This window comes from Streptomyces sp. NPDC050535 (assembly GCF_044457665.1).
Taxonomy (GTDB): Bacteria; Actinomycetota; Actinomycetes; order Streptomycetales; family Streptomycetaceae; genus Streptomyces.
In genome coordinates this window covers 367,813-382,045 of the sequence record NZ_JBITHE010000005.1, presented here as the reverse complement: position 1 = coordinate 382,045, position 14,233 = coordinate 367,813, and the positions used below count along the sequence as shown (strand labels likewise).

Below are 14,233 nucleotides of genomic sequence, written 5' to 3'. Positions count from 1 at the left end.
CACTAGGTCTGGCAAGGAATTCTCTCTCTCCAGTAATTTCGCACACGGTATCTTTCCACGTAGTGGGAAGATACCGAACAAGGGTAAATTGCCAAAAAGGCCTACCGCCACTCAGTAGCGAGGGCTGGATACTGCATTATGATTCAACCGTGGGAGCTTTACAGTAAAATTAATCCGCAACCCTCACTGAGATCGTGATGAAGTCGTCCTTACGTGCGATTTCGTGATGCAGGGTGGATGGCGGGTCCCCGCCGAGGATGCGACGCGCCCTTGCTTTCGATGATCTTGTAATCCGTGGAATAGCGACCTGCCTGCTCGTCCACCGATCACCGGCGCGCTAGCGTGCTCAGTTGTCTGCCTCACAGTCCGGTTCGGTGGATGTAGGAGATGACGGTCAAGGTCTCTTCCTTGATGGTCCACGGTGAGGTGCAGTGCAGGACTCCACCGGTCGCGGTCACGGGTTCGACGGTGCGATCCAGTTCGATGGAGTGGACGATCGTGAGGGCGTTGTCCGGCGCGAACTTGCGCTGCCATTCGACCTCCGCCCGCGTCAGGATGATCTGGCTACCGTCGGACGTGGTCCCCTTCACCTCTACGTGAAGCTTCTCGTCCCCTCGTGTCAGGTGCAGGTCGTACGGCTTGATGGCACCGACGTCCTTCACGATCCACCCCTGGGCCTCGTAGTGCTCCGTGGCGAGCAGGACACTGCGCTGCTCGATGGCCCTGCGATCGGCGGCGGTCAGGAGGAACCCTTGACCGCCCTTGCGGGCGCTCCTGCGGTTCGCCGTGGTCGCCGCGGTCTGGACTGCCTCTCGGACCTCCACCGGCAGATCGCCGGGAAGGTGGGTCGCGTCGTCCGCAGCCCTGTACAGGAGCCCCAAGAGCTGCGCCATGAAAAGCAGATCTTCGCTCAGGACATCCGAGTTGGGGATGGCATCGCGCTGGTACTCGATGGCCACGACGTTGCCCGGCTCGTAACCCCTGCCAAGCTTGGTGCGCGCATTGAGACGGATCTCCGTCAGCAGGTCAGGACGTTCGGCAGTAACTTGCTCGATGAGCGGGCGTGCCCAGTCGATGCGCTTCTTCAGAGCGGCAGGCTCACGGGGCTTGAGCTCGCCGGCGATCCACTCGGTCGTGCCCTGCATGAGCGACAGGTAGACGCGTTCACCGTCGCCGCTGAACAGATAGACGATGTACCAACCATCGGTCGCGCTCGGGGCTCTGCTCTTCGAGTAGACGCGAGTCCATGCGACCTCAGCCCTCTGGCCAGCCCCGTCCTTACCCTCCACCCTTACATCGTCGAGGGGTATCTCCATGGTTACGGCGAGAGCCTCGGCATGCTCACGCAGCCAGTCGCGGATCTCGGTACGAACGACGAATCCACGACGCTGCATTTCTTCGGTGTTCTTGGCCTGCCAGACCTTCTGAAGGTCGAGCACCTCACTCAAGAGTTCATCCACGCCCGAACCGTAGCGGCAGGCACTGACATCGAGATGCGTGGGCGCCACGACGTCGTTTCTGCCTCTCACTCTCGCCACGAGGCTGCCAGCAGCGTGATGCGGTCGGCGCAGTGAGAGGCGAAAAGTCTATCCTGCTGACTCGGCGACGGGTGTCAAGGCCGATCACTGGCACGAACCGTAACTGCCTCTGACCGGCGTGTTCTTCGGCTGCGGGCGACTCCGAACGGCGATCCTGGCCGGAGGTTGGCCACAGGGTCAGAACATCACTCCGTCAGCCCCGCATCGTCTCATCCGCCAGGAGGCGACTGGTGAAGCCTTCGGCGCACAAGCGCTCGTACGCCGCCGCCACATCGTCGGGGATCGTCTGCTCGATCATGAACCCGTGCCGGGGGTACACCATTAGCCGCTGCTGGGCTCCGACCAGCATGTCGATGACGAGGCGCGCGTCCTGGATCGAATCGACGTACTCAGGGAGCGTCATGGGAGTGGATGCGCTCACCCACTCGACATCCGGCCAGAGCTTCCGTGCCGTGGCGTACGCCCGTCGTTCCTCGTACGGCTTGCTGACCAACAGGACCGAGGACACGGGAACGCCCCGGTCTTGGAGCAGGGCGCGGGAGAAGCGGATGTTCTCACCCGTATTCCGGGCCCGCGGCTCGACAAGGACGGCGTCCGCGGGCACCCCGAGTTCGATCGCCCGCTCCCGGTAGTGCTCGGCTTCACCGCGGGGCATGCGCTCGCGAGTCGTACGGCTGGTCGCCCCAGTGAAAACGATAAGCGGCACCATCCCGCGCTCGTACAGGTCGACCGTTGCGTCTGCCACCCCCAAATCGTGGCTGCCAAGTCCGATCGCCACAGAGCAGGGGCGCGGCTCATGGCCCATCTGCTGGAAGTCCCAGAGCCGTTGGGCGTCCGCCCACACTTGCGTAGAGATCACTTGCTCTCGCCTTCCGTATGCGCTGAGTCGGGCACCCTGAAGTCGTAGCTCCACGAGAAGCGTGTGGCCGCGTGAACCCCGATGGCGAACTCCACCACAGTCCCATCGGCGGTGTACGTGGTGCGGTGCAGCTCCACCACCCACTCTCCCGGCGAGAGATGCAAGAGCTGGACTTCCTCGTCGCTGGGGACGCGCGCGTAGAGCTCCTCTTTCATGTGGTCGATCTCGTACCCGGCGTCGTAGAGGACGCGGAAGCCGCCACCGCGACCTGCGGGCCCCGGTGTCGGGTCGACAATGCGTGTGCCTTCAACGTGCTCGGGCCTGTAGTAGCTGGTCAACGTGTGCGTCGGCTGCGTGCCCTCTTTCACCAGACGCGCCCGCGCGTACACCTCGGCACCTTCGGGCAGGCCGTGAGCTTCGGCCACAAGCGCCGGCGCCTTGAGTCGGCTGACGTTCTGGGTCTGCTCGTTCCGGCGATACGAGCGGCCCGACGCCACGCGGTCGGCGATGAACGCCACTTCGCCGCCGTCCCGCCACTTCGCCTTGTCGTACCGCGCGATACCGAGCCGCTTGAGCGGTGTCTGCTGACGCACAACTGTGCCGTGGCCGCGCGAAGACGTCACAAGGCCCTGACTCTCCAGAGCTTTGTATGCCTTGTGGACGGTGTCTTTCGACCCCTCACCTGCGGTCACTAGGTCCCTGATCTGGGGCAACTGAGCGCCCGGAGCGTATTCGCCGCTCCTGATCTGTTCGGCGAGCTTGTCTGCCAGCTCCCGCCACTTCGGTGCCACGCGGCACTCCTCTCGACGCGTCCCAGTGAAGCACAGTCCCAGGACTGTTGACAGTCCTGGGACTGCGATGCATAGTCATCTCAGGCCGCTCGCAGTCCTGGGACAGCGGGCCGGAAGGGTCTTCTTTGGGCTGCTTCAAGGTCGTGCCGGTTCGGGACCCGCTTTCACAGAGCCCCTGCTGGTCGCTCCTTTTCAACTGCATAGGTGGGCCCCGTCTCCCCGAGTCGAAAAGACGGCCGCGCGGCTGTGGCCGCGCATGTTTCACCGTTTCGCAGCTCAGTGGCTGCGGCCGGTTGCCTCCGCTGCTCGTCTCGCACGAGCAGCGCTGAGGGGAGCCGGACTAACCGACTTCAACGGCGTGCGGCCCCGGAGGTGCAACTCCGGGGCCGCTGTTCGGGCCGTTCGACTAATGAAGGAGTCACGACCCATGAAGTACATCGTTGCTGGTCATGTGGCTGTTACGCCGGATGAGTTCGCGGAGTTGGCGTTCGGTATCGACCTTGAGCTGTTCACCGGCCCCGTCCGGGAGTCGGACCTGGAGCGGGCGGCGCGGCTGGACGTGGCGCGGGAAGTGCTCACGGAACTGCGCGAGAGCGACCCTGAGGCTGCGGCGTTCGCCGAGTCCCTGCTCCGCATGAGCCCGCTCATCTCCCGCCCCACCACCCGCCGTTCACGCCGCACCGCGAAGCGCCAGGGTGGTCGCTGCACTGCGGGAACACAGGTGGCGGCATGAGGGAGCGGCTGCTCGCCTGGTGGCTGCGCCAGGGCGGTGCGGTGCTGATCGCGGCGTGTGTGACGTCGTGGCTGGTGCCGCTTCCGTCGTGGGGCCGCGGTCTGTGGAACGTGGCCGTGTTCGCCGGCTGTCTGCATCTGATGCTCACCTACCGGGCCCGCCGTGAGCGCGAGCAGGGTGGGGGCCGCGATGCTTGAGTCCCTGTCCGCGGAGCAGATCCGCTCCGCGGAAAAGACGCTCTCTTATGGGACGTGGGCCATCACCGCTGGTGCGGTGCTGTTCTCCGTCCTCACGGTCACGCCCCTGGTGGAACGGGTCACCCCGGACGGCTGGGACCGCACCGCGCCGATCCTTCCGCTTGTGGTCGACACCGCGGTGGTCATCGTGGTCCGCCTTGATGCGACCGTGGCCCGCCTTGGCGGGAGCTCCGGTGCGTGGCCGGCCGTGCTGCGGTGGATGACCGGTCTGATGACGCTGCTCCTGAACATCGGAGACAGCGCGCTCAAGGGGGATGCGGTCGGTGTGGCGGTCCACTCGGTGGCGCCGCTCTTGCTGATCGCCACCGCTGAGGCAGGCCTCTCCTACCGGCGTGCGATCAACAAGGCCGTGGACAGGATCGAGCGTTCACGGGCTGCCGAGACCGAGCAGCGTGAACAGCAGCGGCGGGCCGACCGTGAACGCGAACGGGCCGACCGTGAACACCGTGAACAGCAGGCCCGTGACCATGCCGAAAAGGTCGAACGTGAGCGTGCCGAGCGGGAGGCTTCCGAGCGGGCCGCGGAGCGTGACCACAACGCGCGTATCGAGCGTGAACGCCTCGATCGTGAGGCTGAGACCCGTCGTGAGCAGCGCGAATACGAAGAGCGCGTCCGCCATGACGAGCAGCAGCGTGAGGACGCGTTGCGGCGTGAACAGCGTGAACAGGCGGACCGTTCACGGTCCGACCGGCAGGCGCGGGAGGTCGTTTCCCTGGCCTCCCGCGAGGCAGTTGAGCGGGTCGGTGTGAACACCGTGAACGGCGTCGTGAACACCGCCGTGAACAGTGGGCCGACCCCGTTCACGAAGATGCCTGAGGACGAAGCCCGCGCCTACCTCCGGTCGTTCAGGGAGGGCGAGAAGTCGGTGCGGCAGTTGGCGGAAGAGACCGGCTGGTCGATCGGTTGGGTGGCTACGCGTCTGCGCGAGAGCAGCGCGGAGGGGTCCGAGTCGGCTGAGGTTGCCGGCTGATGGCCTCCATACCCGTCTACTCCTGGCGCCTTGCTCCGGAGGGTCTGGCCACGGTCCGGCAGCTACGGGCCCGGGGGTTACGGCCCGGTGGGCAGGACGTGGCCGCGCAGATCGAGCGACCGCGCTACCGGCGCGGCCCGCTGGTCGCCTACCTCTACGAGATCGACAGGGCCAAGCCCGTACGGCCGATGACGCCGGCGAAGTGGGCGGCTCTGGCCAAGGCCAATACCGCGCGGCGCACCTGCCCGGAGTGCAGGCGGGATGCCGGATACGTCATCCCCGCATCGCTCGGCATGTGCGTGACCTGCGCCTATCCCGACGACGAACAGCGCGCCGCCTGACCCTCGTTGGCAGGCCCGGCCAATCGCCTCCTACAGCCCTGGCCGGGCCCTACTCCCCTGAAGGAGTGCTCACAGCATGACGGACCTCAGTACTGAACCGGTAGCCGCTCAGGCTGCCTCTACCGCACCACCCCCGACACCCGCACCGCAGGCCACTGCGGTTAAGGACATGAAGGAGGTGGAGCACACGCCCGGTGGCTGGCCCATCGTCCCGTTGGCCCTGTCCGGGGCGAACGGCACCGTGGGCGCGGTCGCCGCCGCTGCCCTGGCGGGCGGGCCGATCGCCGCGGCTGTCGCCGCTACCGGCATGGTCGTGCTCGGCACGATCGCCGCCACCCGCTCCCGCAAGCCCAACTCCCGCCGTGACAACCGCCGTTCCGTCGCCCGTACTGCCGGCCGTGCCGCTGCCCACACTGCTGGACTGCGAGGCGGATCGGGGAGTCGCTCGGGTGGCTCGCGTGCAGGTGGCTCCGGTGGCCGGTCGGGCAAGGTGCCCGGTCAGCACCGCCGCACCACCGGCAGCGCGGGCCGCCACAGCAGCAGCGCCGCCAACGGCGGGAAGACCCTCAGCAAGAGTGGTCACAGCCCGTCCAAGCACGCCGCTGGCACGAGTAAAGGTGCTGCTGGTCGGTTCGGGCAGGTCAAGGCGTTGCGGGCCGCGCAGAGGGATGCGGCAGGCTCGCGCGGCGCACAACGGGCGCAGACCACCGGTGCCCGGCGTGCGGTGGCCGATGCACGCCGCAACGCCAAGACCGCGGCCCGCAAGCCCCGATTGGGCAACCGGCCTGGTCTCGCCGGCCGCCTGATGGGCGGCGCCGCCCGCAAAGCCCGCGCAGCGCGGGACGCGGCGATCGCCAAGCAGCGCACGAAGCGCGATGCCAAGACCGGCGGCACCGTCGCCGCGCAGCGTGCGCAGGTCCGTAAGGCCCCGGCTCGCAAGGCGGCCCGGCAGGCGTTGCGCAGGTCCGCGGCGCGCTTCCAGGGGCGCCGGTTGCTCGCCGCGCTGCTCGCGCTGCCCGTCGGGCTACTCGGCTGCCTGACCACCTGGATCGGCCGCAAGCTCAACATCCCCGCCCTGGTCCACCCCGGGGGGCGCTTGTTCCGCCGCATGGTGCAGACCGCCGGCGAACAGCGCGCGGCCCGCGACGAGAGTGCCCGCGCGAAGCGGCGCGAGCAGGAAGCCGCCGCGGACGCGGCAGCCACCAAGGACGGCACGGACGGTATCGCGGAAGGCGTCGAGCGGCCCGCGGCCGTGGTTCCCACCAGCACGAACATCCCTGTGAGTGAAGGAGAGCACGTGTCCGGATTCCGGTTCGAAGAGGCTGCTTCCGAGATGGAGCAGGCCGCCAACCAGTACGAGCCCGAGAACGCCATGGAGATCCTCGCCATGGTCGAAGGGCTCCCCGCCGCGCTCACCGCGGTGGCGAACGTGATGAAGATCCTCGCGGAGCGGTCCGACTCGGAGTTTCCGCTGGAGAAGGAAGTCGCGGACGGGTTCAACGACATCTTCGGTGCCCTGATGAGCGCCGTCGCGGTCGCGGAGGACATGGGGCCGCTGTTCCGGCAGGCGCACGAGCAGGACATCTCCCGGCACGAGGACCCCCGCAACGGCACCGACGCTGAGAAGGGCTGGAACGTCTGACATGAGCGCCACCGCCACCGCCAAACACAAGCAGCAGGGCAGTGGCCCGGTGCTGGACTGGAGTGCCGGTCACGGACCCGTGACCGGCGCCCTGTCCGCCACCACCGGAGCCTTCGCCCTCGCCACCACCGGGGCCGCGACCGCCATGCCCCCCGGCTGGGTACTCGCCGCCGGCGCCGCCGGCGCCCTCGGTCACACCATCGCCGGTATCCGCGTGCGCAACGCCGGCCGCACCCTCGCCACCCGCGCCGCATCCTGGCTCGTCGGCGCCGGCTGGACCACCTGGGCCATGACGAACGGCCCGCTCACCTGGGCCGCCCTCGGATCGCTCGCCACCATCGGCGTCGGCATCGGCGCCGCCGCACGGTCCGCCGCGCTGTTTGAGGAAGCCCGTGAGGACGAAGCCGACGCCGCTGAACAGCGCACCATTGCTGCGGAGTTGTCCGCGGAGCGGCGGGCGATCGCCGCGGAATGGGTCGACCGTATCCAGCGCGTCTGCTCCATCACCGTGCGCGTCGTCGGTGTCGAGATGTGGGAGACCGGGGCCGGGTTCTCCCTCGACGCCGAACTCCCGGCCGGCGGCGCCACGTGGAACCGGATCGCGTCCGAGTCGCCGCGGCTGTCCGCCGATGCTCGGCTGCCGCACGGCTGCACCGCCACCGCGGGCCCCGGCATCCACCAGGGCCGGGTCATCATCGACGTGACCACGGTCAACGTGCTGGAAGAAGTGCGCAACTACCCCTCCGACTACGGGCCGCTCTCCGTGCATACCGGCATCCCGTGGGGCTACCGGACGAACGCGGAGGAGATCCGGGCCTACCTGCGTGAGCAGTGCGCGTTGATCGTCGGTCCGACGGGTTCGGGCAAGACGAACATGGTCCACAACATCCTGGCCGGCTTCGCGCGGGCTGAGGACATACTCACGTGGGTGATCGACCTGAACGCCGGATCGGCCGGCCTGCCCTGGGTCCTGCCCGCCCTGAACGGGGAGCTGACGCGGGAGGACGGCAAGCCCGTGCGGCCCGGCGTCGACTGGCTCGCCGGAACCTACGACGAAGCCCTGACCATGCTCGATGCCGCGGTGCGTGTGGCCAAGCAACGCAAGATGGGCTACCAGGACGTGCTGTCCAAGGCCAACACGGACCTGCTGCCGATCAGTCCGCGGATTCCTCAGATCATGCTCGTCGTCGATGAGGGTGCGGAGATCCTGGCCAGCACCGACCGGCAGATCCGCAAGCTCGCCGAGAAGCTCACCGAAGTGATCCGCATCGCCCGCGCCATGGGCGTGCGCACCGTCATCACCGCCCTCGGAGCCACCGGCAGCGTGCTCAACAACCTGATGATCCGCCGCGAAGCCAAGGTGCGCGCCGCGCTCACCGGCGGTGAGACCGAGGGCATGGACCTGTCCAAGATGTTCCCCGGCAGCCGCGGACTGCGCGTCGACCAGGCGCCGCACAAGGGCGCCGGGTTCATGAGCACCCCGGAGTCGCCGGCCGCGCTGTTCAAGTCGTGGCGGATCCTCCCCAACCAGATCCGGGAGATCACCGCAGCGACGTCCGACCGGCACCCGAAGCTGGACGACGTGTCCGCGAAGGCTGCCGGGCCCGCGTATGCGCGGCGGTGGGATGCGGAGCGCACCGCATGGATGCGCGAGCAGGTTGCCTACGACGACAGTACCGACGCTGAGCCGTACGGGCCGGCGTCGGCGCTGCGGCTGTCCGCGTTGAGCGAGCAGCGGGAGTCTCCCGAGGATGCGTTGGCGCGTCGGTTCCGTGAAGAGATCGACGCTCAATTCGGCACTGCACCCGGCCCGAGCATCCCCGTCGAGGGCAACGGGTCGGACCAGCCGGCCGGGCTGAATCTGTCGGCGCTGCGGGGTGAGCAGGACAGCCCTGCGCAACAGGCCGCGCTCGCCGCGCTGCTCGCCGCCGGACGGGACGGCACCGGCGCGTCCGCGATCGCCCGCGCGCTCGCGGACGCGTACGGCACGACGCGTCAGACGGTCGTCGGCTGGCTGAAAACGTGGATGCGGGACGGCACCGCCGTGCGCGTCGGTGAGGGCACCAAAGCCCGCTACGTTCACCGCTCCCACACCGCCGACGGCTGATCGCTTGTCGCTTGTCGTCCCTCACGCGCCGCATGTCGTCCACGGGCCCTGTGGGGTCCGGATACGGCTTGTGACCTGGGAGGCGACAAGCGACAAGACAAGACAAGCGACAAGCCGGACGACAAGCCATGCGACAAGAGAGACGACAAGCAACGCGACAAGCACACCACCCCGCCGCACGGGCCCGCGCCACCAGTTGCCGCGGGCCCGCGGCACACCCTCAGGGAGCCAGGAATGAGCCAGTACACCCCGCCCGGCCAGATAGCTCCGCACATCCCCGCCGACGTCTACCAGCGCGCTCAGGCGACCGGCCGGCCGATCGTCATCGTCGCCCCGGCGATCGATCCGAAGGGCATCCCGTGGCAGCGCATCGTCGTCCCGTTCGCCGTCGCCGGCGCGGTCGTCGCCGGCGGTTGGGGACTGGTCGCCGCGATCTGCTTCCTGCTCGACGCCGCGGCCCACACGGTCACCGTCATCGCGGGGGCCGCCGGCCCGCTCGGGGTCGGTGGCATCACCCTCAAGCTCTTCCGCTCCAAGAACACCTAGCTACGCCAAGGGCGGCCCCTCCCTCTCGCCAAAGAAGCGGGGCCGCCCTTGCCAGCCAGCATCCATCAAAGGAACTGGAGACCTCCCAGCATGACTCAACCCACCGACATCCGGCGAGCACGTGGCCTACGGCCGCGTCTGCTGGATCTGTTCTCGTGCGCCGGCGGCGCCGCCATGGGCTACCACCGCGCAGGGTTCGCCGTGGACGGTGTCGACATCGCCTCCCGGCCCAACTACCCCTTCGCCTACCATCACGGCGACGCACCGGAGCGACTGGCCGCGCTGATCGACTCCGGGGAGATCGAGCGGTACGCGTTCGTGCACGCCTCCCCGCCGTGCCAGGCCAAGTGCGCGCTCACCGTGGGCACCAACCAGTCCCGCGGGTGGGGCGGCCGACATGAGGATCTGGTGGCGCCCACCCGCGAACTCCTGGAGAAGACCGGCCTGCCCTACATCATCGAGCAGCCCAACGGCCGCGCGGACATCCGACGGGATCTGACCCTGTGCGGGGAGATGTTCGGCCTCGGAGTCATCCGCCACCGCAACTTCGAGTTGGGCGGCTGGACGATCGAGCAGCCGGCGCACGTCGCCCACCGGGGACGGGTCCGCGGGTGGCGGCACGGCCGCTACTTCGACGGACCGTACGTCGCCGCCTACGGCAACGGCGGGGGCAAGCCGTCCATCCCGGAGCTTCAGGCCGCGATGGGCATCACGTGGACCGACGTCCGCGAGGAACTGACCGAGGCCATCCCGCCCGCCTACACCGAGTTCATCGGCCGCGCCCACCTCGCCGCCATGGCCCCGGTGGAGGTGGCGGCGTGAGCGCCCGTGTGCTGCCGGTGCGGCGGCCGAACGGGCTGCGGGTGCTGGACGCCTTCTGCTGCGCCGGCGGCATGGCGATGGGCTTCCACCTCGCCGGTTTCGAGGTGGTCGGCGTCGACATCAACCCGCAGCCCAACTACCCGTTCGAGTTCCACCAGGGCGACGCCATCGAGTACATCCGCGACCGCGGGCATGAGTTCGACCTCGGTCACGGCAGCCCGCCGTGCCAGCTCTACACGCCGCTGAACGCCTACAACCACAAGGTCTATCCCGACCTGATCGACCCGACCCGGGCGGCGTTCGAGGCGGTCGGCCTGCCCTACGTGCTGGAGAACGTGGAGGCGGCAGCCGCCAAGCTGCGGGACCCGGCGATGCTGTGTGGCCCGATGTTCGACCTGAACGTCTACCGGCACCGCGTCTTCGAGACGAACTGGCCGCTGGCCACCCCCCAGCACCCGGCGCACATCGAGCGCTGCACGCGCAACGGCTACCTGCCCACACCCCACAAGCCGTTCATGACCATCACCGGTGGCGCCCACTCCCGCGCCTGGCAGAACGCCGCCTGCGACGCCATGAACATGCCGTGGATCAAAGTCCCGGCCGGCGGCGACATCAAACGCGGCATCCGCGAAGTCTGCGAAGCCATCCCACCCGCCTACAGCCAGTGGATCGGCCACGCGTTCCTCACCTCCCGCACGCTGGAGGTGGCCGCGTGAACGACCTGATGACCGCGAACCGGCGCCTGCTCGACTCCGCGCTGACAGCCGCGGGGCGCGACTGGCCCGTCATCCCCCTGCACCCATGGGCCAAGCGGCCGGCCGGACATCCCGAACGGGCCTGCCCCGGCACCGGGCGCTGTGCGCACGGGCACCGCAAGCCCGAACAGCGCGCCACCACCAACCCCGAGTTGATCCACGCCACATGGGGCGCCCGCCCCTACAACGTCGGGATCGCTACCGGACCGGCCGGTCTGCTCGTCATCGACCTGGACGTGTGCAAGCCCGAAGAGCCGAAAGGAGCGCCTGACGGCGCGACTTCCCTTGCGGCGCTCTGCGAGCGCACCGGACAGGCCATCCCCCACACCTACCGGGTGCGGACCGCGCGCGGCGGAGAGCACCTGTACTTCACCGCCCCGCCCGGCGTCCGGTTGAAGTGCAGCGCGGACCGGCTCGGCAAGCACATCGACACCCGTGCGTGGGGAGGATACGTCGTCGCCTCCGGCAGCACTACCCCCGACGGCACGTACGAGGTCCTCGACGATGCTCCGGTGGTCCCGCTGCCCGTGTGGCTGGCTTCCCTGCTCACGGAACAGCCCAAGCCCTCATGTGTGGAATTGGCTCCCGTGCGGGACGGGACCCGAGCAGCGAACACCGCTTTGGAGCGCGAGTGTGCGGTCATCCGGGCGGCGAACGAGGGCGGGCCGAACGGCCGTAACAACACGCTGCACAAGAGCGCCTGCAAGGTGGCCCGGTTCGTCGCATGGGGCCACCTCCCCAGGGACTCGGCAGAGCAGGCAATCCAGGCGGCGGGGGAGGCTACCGGACTCCCGCCGGCCGAGTGCCGCACCACCATCCGCAGCGCCATGGACTGGGTCATCACCCACGCCACACCACGGCAGGCAGCCTCATGACCGGCCCCAACTCCCCCCGCCTGGATTGCCCATCCGTGACCGCCGACCGGCCGCACGCCGCTCCACAGCCTGTGGACACGACGGCCGTAGGCGACTCGAAGGGCGTCGCCGAAGGCATCCCCATTGCTGTTCGCCCTGACCCCCGCCGGCGTGATGGCCGGTACCCCGTGGCGTGGTTGTCCATCATCGCGCCCCGGGGCGCCGTGCCCACCGCCACCTCGAAGTGCCTGTGCGGCCGTGACCGCAGCGCCATGGGCAAAGCCCGCGTGCTCGCCCTGATCACCGACCACGAAGCACACCGCGACACCTGCCCGCTCCGCACACCCCAGGAAGGGAGGGCCGCCGCATGACCGACCCAACCCCCACCCCGCCCACCATCGACGGCGCCGCGCTGCTGAACGAGGTGGAAGCCTTCCACCGTCGCTTCAACGTCTTTCCCACCGAATCCGGTTACGTCGCCGTGGCGCTGTGGGACGCGCACGCCCACCTGATCGACTGCTTCGAGACCACACCCCGGATCGCGTTCCTGTCCCCGGAGCCCGGCTCCGGGAAGTCCCGCGCGCTGGAGATCGTGGAACTCCTCACCCCCCGCCCGGTCGCCACCGTGTCCGCGTCCGCGAACGCCCTGTACCGGCTGGTCGACTCAGCCGATGGCCTGCCCACCGTCCTGTTCGACGAGGTGGACACGATCTTCGGCCCCAAGGCCGGCGCCGACGAAGCACTACGCGGATTCCTGAACGCCGGATACCGGCGCATCGGCGGCGCCCTGCGGTGCGTTGGCGAAGGCTCCAACCAGAACGCGCAGGTCTTCGGCTCGTACTGCGCCGTCGCCATGGCAGGACTCGGCTCCCTGCCCGACACCGTCCTGACCCGCTCCGTCATCATCCGCATGCGCAAGCGCGCCCCCAACGAGAAGGTGGAGAGCTACCGGCAGCGCATCCACGACCAGCAGGGCCACGCCATCCGTGACCGCCTCGCGAAGTGGGCCAAGACCGTCAGCGACCAGGTCGCAGGCGCATGGCCCGCCATGCCCGAAGGCGTCACCGACCGCCCCGCCGACGTCTGGGAACCCCTCCTCGCCGTGGCAGACGCGGCCGGCGGAGACTGGCCCGCACGGGCCCGCGCCGCCTGCCTCGAACTGATCAACGCAGGCCACGACAACGACGAAGCCTCCATGGGCGTCCGGCTGCTGACCGACCTGCGCGACAAGGTGTTCTGCGGTGAGGACCGGATGCCCACCGCCGCCATCATCGAATGCCTGCTGCGCATGGACGACGCCCCGTGGGGCGACCTGGACGACAAACCGATCAACTCCCGGACCCTCGCCCGGCTGCTCGGTCAGTACGTCACCCCGCACATCAAGCCGATCAAGCCGCGCGGTATCCGGACCGCTTCGGGCTTCCCCAAGGGCTACTACGCGGAAGACCTCGCAGACGCCTGGTCGCGGTACTGCCCTCCCTCCCCCGGAGAATCCGCCACGTCCGCCACGTCCGCCACACCGCAGGTCAGCGGGGGTGCATCCGTGGCGGATACCGCCACCGCCATCCGCCACACATCCACGGAAACCGCCACACAGCCCGCCCTCACCATCTGACCGAACTGGCTCACTCCGGTGCCGCCACACCGTCCGGGTGTGGCGGCACCTATCCGCCACACAACCGCTATCCGCCACACGATCAAGGCTCTGACCTGCGATGTGGCGGCGTGGCGGACGTGGCGGACCCCTGGGAAGGGGGCCCCGAGCCCCAACACGGCACTTCTCCAAGGAGTTTCACCATGGCCCGCCCCGAGAAGCTCAAGCTCGCTGAAGTCCTCGCAGAGATCAAGATGAGCCGCGCGGCGTTCTACCGCATGCGCGCCCGTGGCAAAGCCCCCCGCATCCACACGCTCCCCAACGGCCAGCTCCGCGTCAACCGCACCGACCTCGACGCCTGGTGGGAGAACTGCGGAGAGCGCACCGCCGCCTGACTCAACCCCGCACATCAACCAAGGGCCCG

At 68.8% G+C, this 14,233-nt stretch carries 16 protein-coding genes; 13 read left to right on the top strand and 3 right to left on the bottom strand.

Features of this window, described 5'->3' with window-relative positions; all coding sequences use genetic code 11:
- Nucleotides 1-359 precede the first annotated feature (359 nt).
- The 3 genes from ACIBLC_RS14855 to ACIBLC_RS14845 form a co-directional block, all read right to left on the bottom strand.
- Nucleotides 360-1,508, bottom strand: coding sequence for an MrcB family domain-containing protein (locus ACIBLC_RS14855; protein ID WP_399211308.1), 1,149 nt, complete (start codon nt 1,506-1,508; stop codon nt 360-362).
- Nucleotides 1,509-1,731: 223 nt separating this feature from the next.
- Nucleotides 1,732-2,397, bottom strand: a complete 666-nt coding sequence (locus tag ACIBLC_RS14850) for a YdcF family protein (RefSeq protein WP_399211307.1) — start codon at nt 2,395-2,397, stop codon at nt 1,732-1,734.
- Nucleotides 2,394-3,188: a GntR family transcriptional regulator gene (locus ACIBLC_RS14845; protein ID WP_399211305.1), complete on the bottom strand. Its 795-nt coding sequence runs from the start codon at nt 3,186-3,188 to the stop codon at nt 2,394-2,396. Before ACIBLC_RS14845 ends, ACIBLC_RS14850 begins: the two co-directional genes overlap by 4 nt.
- Nucleotides 3,189-3,615: 427 nt before the next feature.
- On the opposite strand from ACIBLC_RS14845, the gene ACIBLC_RS14840 reads away from it, so the two are divergent.
- From ACIBLC_RS14840 to ACIBLC_RS14780, 13 genes are all read left to right on the top strand, one after another.
- Nucleotides 3,616-3,921: a hypothetical protein gene (locus ACIBLC_RS14840; RefSeq protein WP_399211304.1), complete on the top strand. Its 306-nt coding sequence runs from the start codon at nt 3,616-3,618 to the stop codon at nt 3,919-3,921.
- A complete protein-coding gene (locus tag ACIBLC_RS14835) occupies nt 3,918-4,118 on the top strand; it encodes a hypothetical protein (protein ID WP_399211303.1) in 201 nt (66 codons plus the stop codon). Before ACIBLC_RS14840 ends, ACIBLC_RS14835 begins: the two co-directional genes overlap by 4 nt.
- On the top strand, nt 4,111-5,148 hold the full coding sequence (locus tag ACIBLC_RS14830; protein ID WP_399211302.1) for a DUF2637 domain-containing protein: 1,038 nt from the start codon (nt 4,111-4,113) through the stop codon (nt 5,146-5,148). Before ACIBLC_RS14835 ends, ACIBLC_RS14830 begins: the two co-directional genes overlap by 8 nt.
- A complete protein-coding gene (locus tag ACIBLC_RS14825) occupies nt 5,148-5,489 on the top strand; it encodes an RRQRL motif-containing zinc-binding protein (protein WP_399211301.1) in 342 nt (113 codons plus the stop codon). Before ACIBLC_RS14830 ends, ACIBLC_RS14825 begins: the two co-directional genes overlap by 1 nt.
- 169 nt (nt 5,490-5,658) lie before the next feature.
- Nucleotides 5,659-7,131 carry a hypothetical protein gene (locus ACIBLC_RS14820; RefSeq protein ID WP_399211300.1) on the top strand — a complete coding sequence of 491 codons (1,473 nt, stop codon included), beginning with the start codon at nt 5,659-5,661 and terminating at the stop codon, nt 7,129-7,131.
- Between the two features lies 1 nt (nt 7,132).
- Entirely contained in the window at nt 7,133-9,238 is a 2,106-nt protein-coding gene (locus ACIBLC_RS14815) for a hypothetical protein (protein ID WP_399211299.1), read from the top strand.
- Nucleotides 9,239-9,472: 234 nt separating this feature from the next.
- On the top strand, nt 9,473-9,784 hold the full coding sequence (locus ACIBLC_RS14810) for a hypothetical protein (RefSeq protein WP_399211298.1): 312 nt from the start codon (nt 9,473-9,475) through the stop codon (nt 9,782-9,784).
- A 90-nt stretch (nt 9,785-9,874) separates the two neighbouring features.
- Complete coding sequence (locus ACIBLC_RS14805; RefSeq protein WP_399211296.1) at nt 9,875-10,606, top strand: DNA methylase; 732 nt, start codon at nt 9,875-9,877, stop codon at nt 10,604-10,606.
- Nucleotides 10,603-11,322, top strand: a complete 720-nt coding sequence (locus ACIBLC_RS14800; protein WP_399211295.1) for an SAM-dependent methyltransferase — start codon at nt 10,603-10,605, stop codon at nt 11,320-11,322. Before ACIBLC_RS14805 ends, ACIBLC_RS14800 begins: the two co-directional genes overlap by 4 nt.
- Nucleotides 11,323-11,330: 8 nt before the next feature.
- Complete coding sequence (locus tag ACIBLC_RS14795) at nt 11,331-12,236, top strand: bifunctional DNA primase/polymerase (protein WP_399211424.1); 906 nt, start codon at nt 11,331-11,333, stop codon at nt 12,234-12,236.
- Between the two features lie 167 nt (nt 12,237-12,403).
- Nucleotides 12,404-12,586: a hypothetical protein gene (locus ACIBLC_RS14790; RefSeq protein ID WP_399211294.1), complete on the top strand. Its 183-nt coding sequence runs from the start codon at nt 12,404-12,406 to the stop codon at nt 12,584-12,586.
- Nucleotides 12,583-13,830: a DUF3631 domain-containing protein gene (locus ACIBLC_RS14785; RefSeq protein WP_399211293.1), complete on the top strand. Its 1,248-nt coding sequence runs from the start codon at nt 12,583-12,585 to the stop codon at nt 13,828-13,830. The genes ACIBLC_RS14790 and ACIBLC_RS14785 overlap by 4 nt, the downstream gene beginning before the upstream one ends.
- A gap of 182 nt (nt 13,831-14,012) precedes the next feature.
- Nucleotides 14,013-14,204: a helix-turn-helix domain-containing protein gene (locus ACIBLC_RS14780; protein WP_365442084.1), complete on the top strand. Its 192-nt coding sequence runs from the start codon at nt 14,013-14,015 to the stop codon at nt 14,202-14,204.
- Nucleotides 14,205-14,233: the final 29 nt, after the last annotated feature.

Coding starts and splice junctions, on each gene's coding strand:
- ACIBLC_RS14840 (WP_399211304.1), top strand. CDS start 3,616: ATGAAGTACATCGTTGCTGGTCATGTGGCTGTTACGCCGGATGAGTTC.
- ACIBLC_RS14835 (WP_399211303.1), top strand. CDS start 3,918: ATGAGGGAGCGGCTGCTCGCCTGGTGGCTGCGCCAGGGCGGTGCGGTG.
- ACIBLC_RS14830 (WP_399211302.1), top strand. CDS start 4,111: ATGCTTGAGTCCCTGTCCGCGGAGCAGATCCGCTCCGCGGAAAAGACG.
- ACIBLC_RS14825 (WP_399211301.1), top strand. CDS start 5,148: ATGGCCTCCATACCCGTCTACTCCTGGCGCCTTGCTCCGGAGGGTCTG.
- ACIBLC_RS14820 (WP_399211300.1), top strand. CDS start 5,659: ATGAAGGAGGTGGAGCACACGCCCGGTGGCTGGCCCATCGTCCCGTTG.
- ACIBLC_RS14815 (WP_399211299.1), top strand. CDS start 7,133: ATGAGCGCCACCGCCACCGCCAAACACAAGCAGCAGGGCAGTGGCCCG.
- ACIBLC_RS14810 (WP_399211298.1), top strand. CDS start 9,473: ATGAGCCAGTACACCCCGCCCGGCCAGATAGCTCCGCACATCCCCGCC.
- ACIBLC_RS14805 (WP_399211296.1), top strand. CDS start 9,875: ATGACTCAACCCACCGACATCCGGCGAGCACGTGGCCTACGGCCGCGT.
- ACIBLC_RS14795 (WP_399211424.1), top strand. CDS start 11,331: ATGACCGCGAACCGGCGCCTGCTCGACTCCGCGCTGACAGCCGCGGGG.
- ACIBLC_RS14785 (WP_399211293.1), top strand. CDS start 12,583: ATGACCGACCCAACCCCCACCCCGCCCACCATCGACGGCGCCGCGCTG.
- ACIBLC_RS14780 (WP_365442084.1), top strand. CDS start 14,013: ATGGCCCGCCCCGAGAAGCTCAAGCTCGCTGAAGTCCTCGCAGAGATC.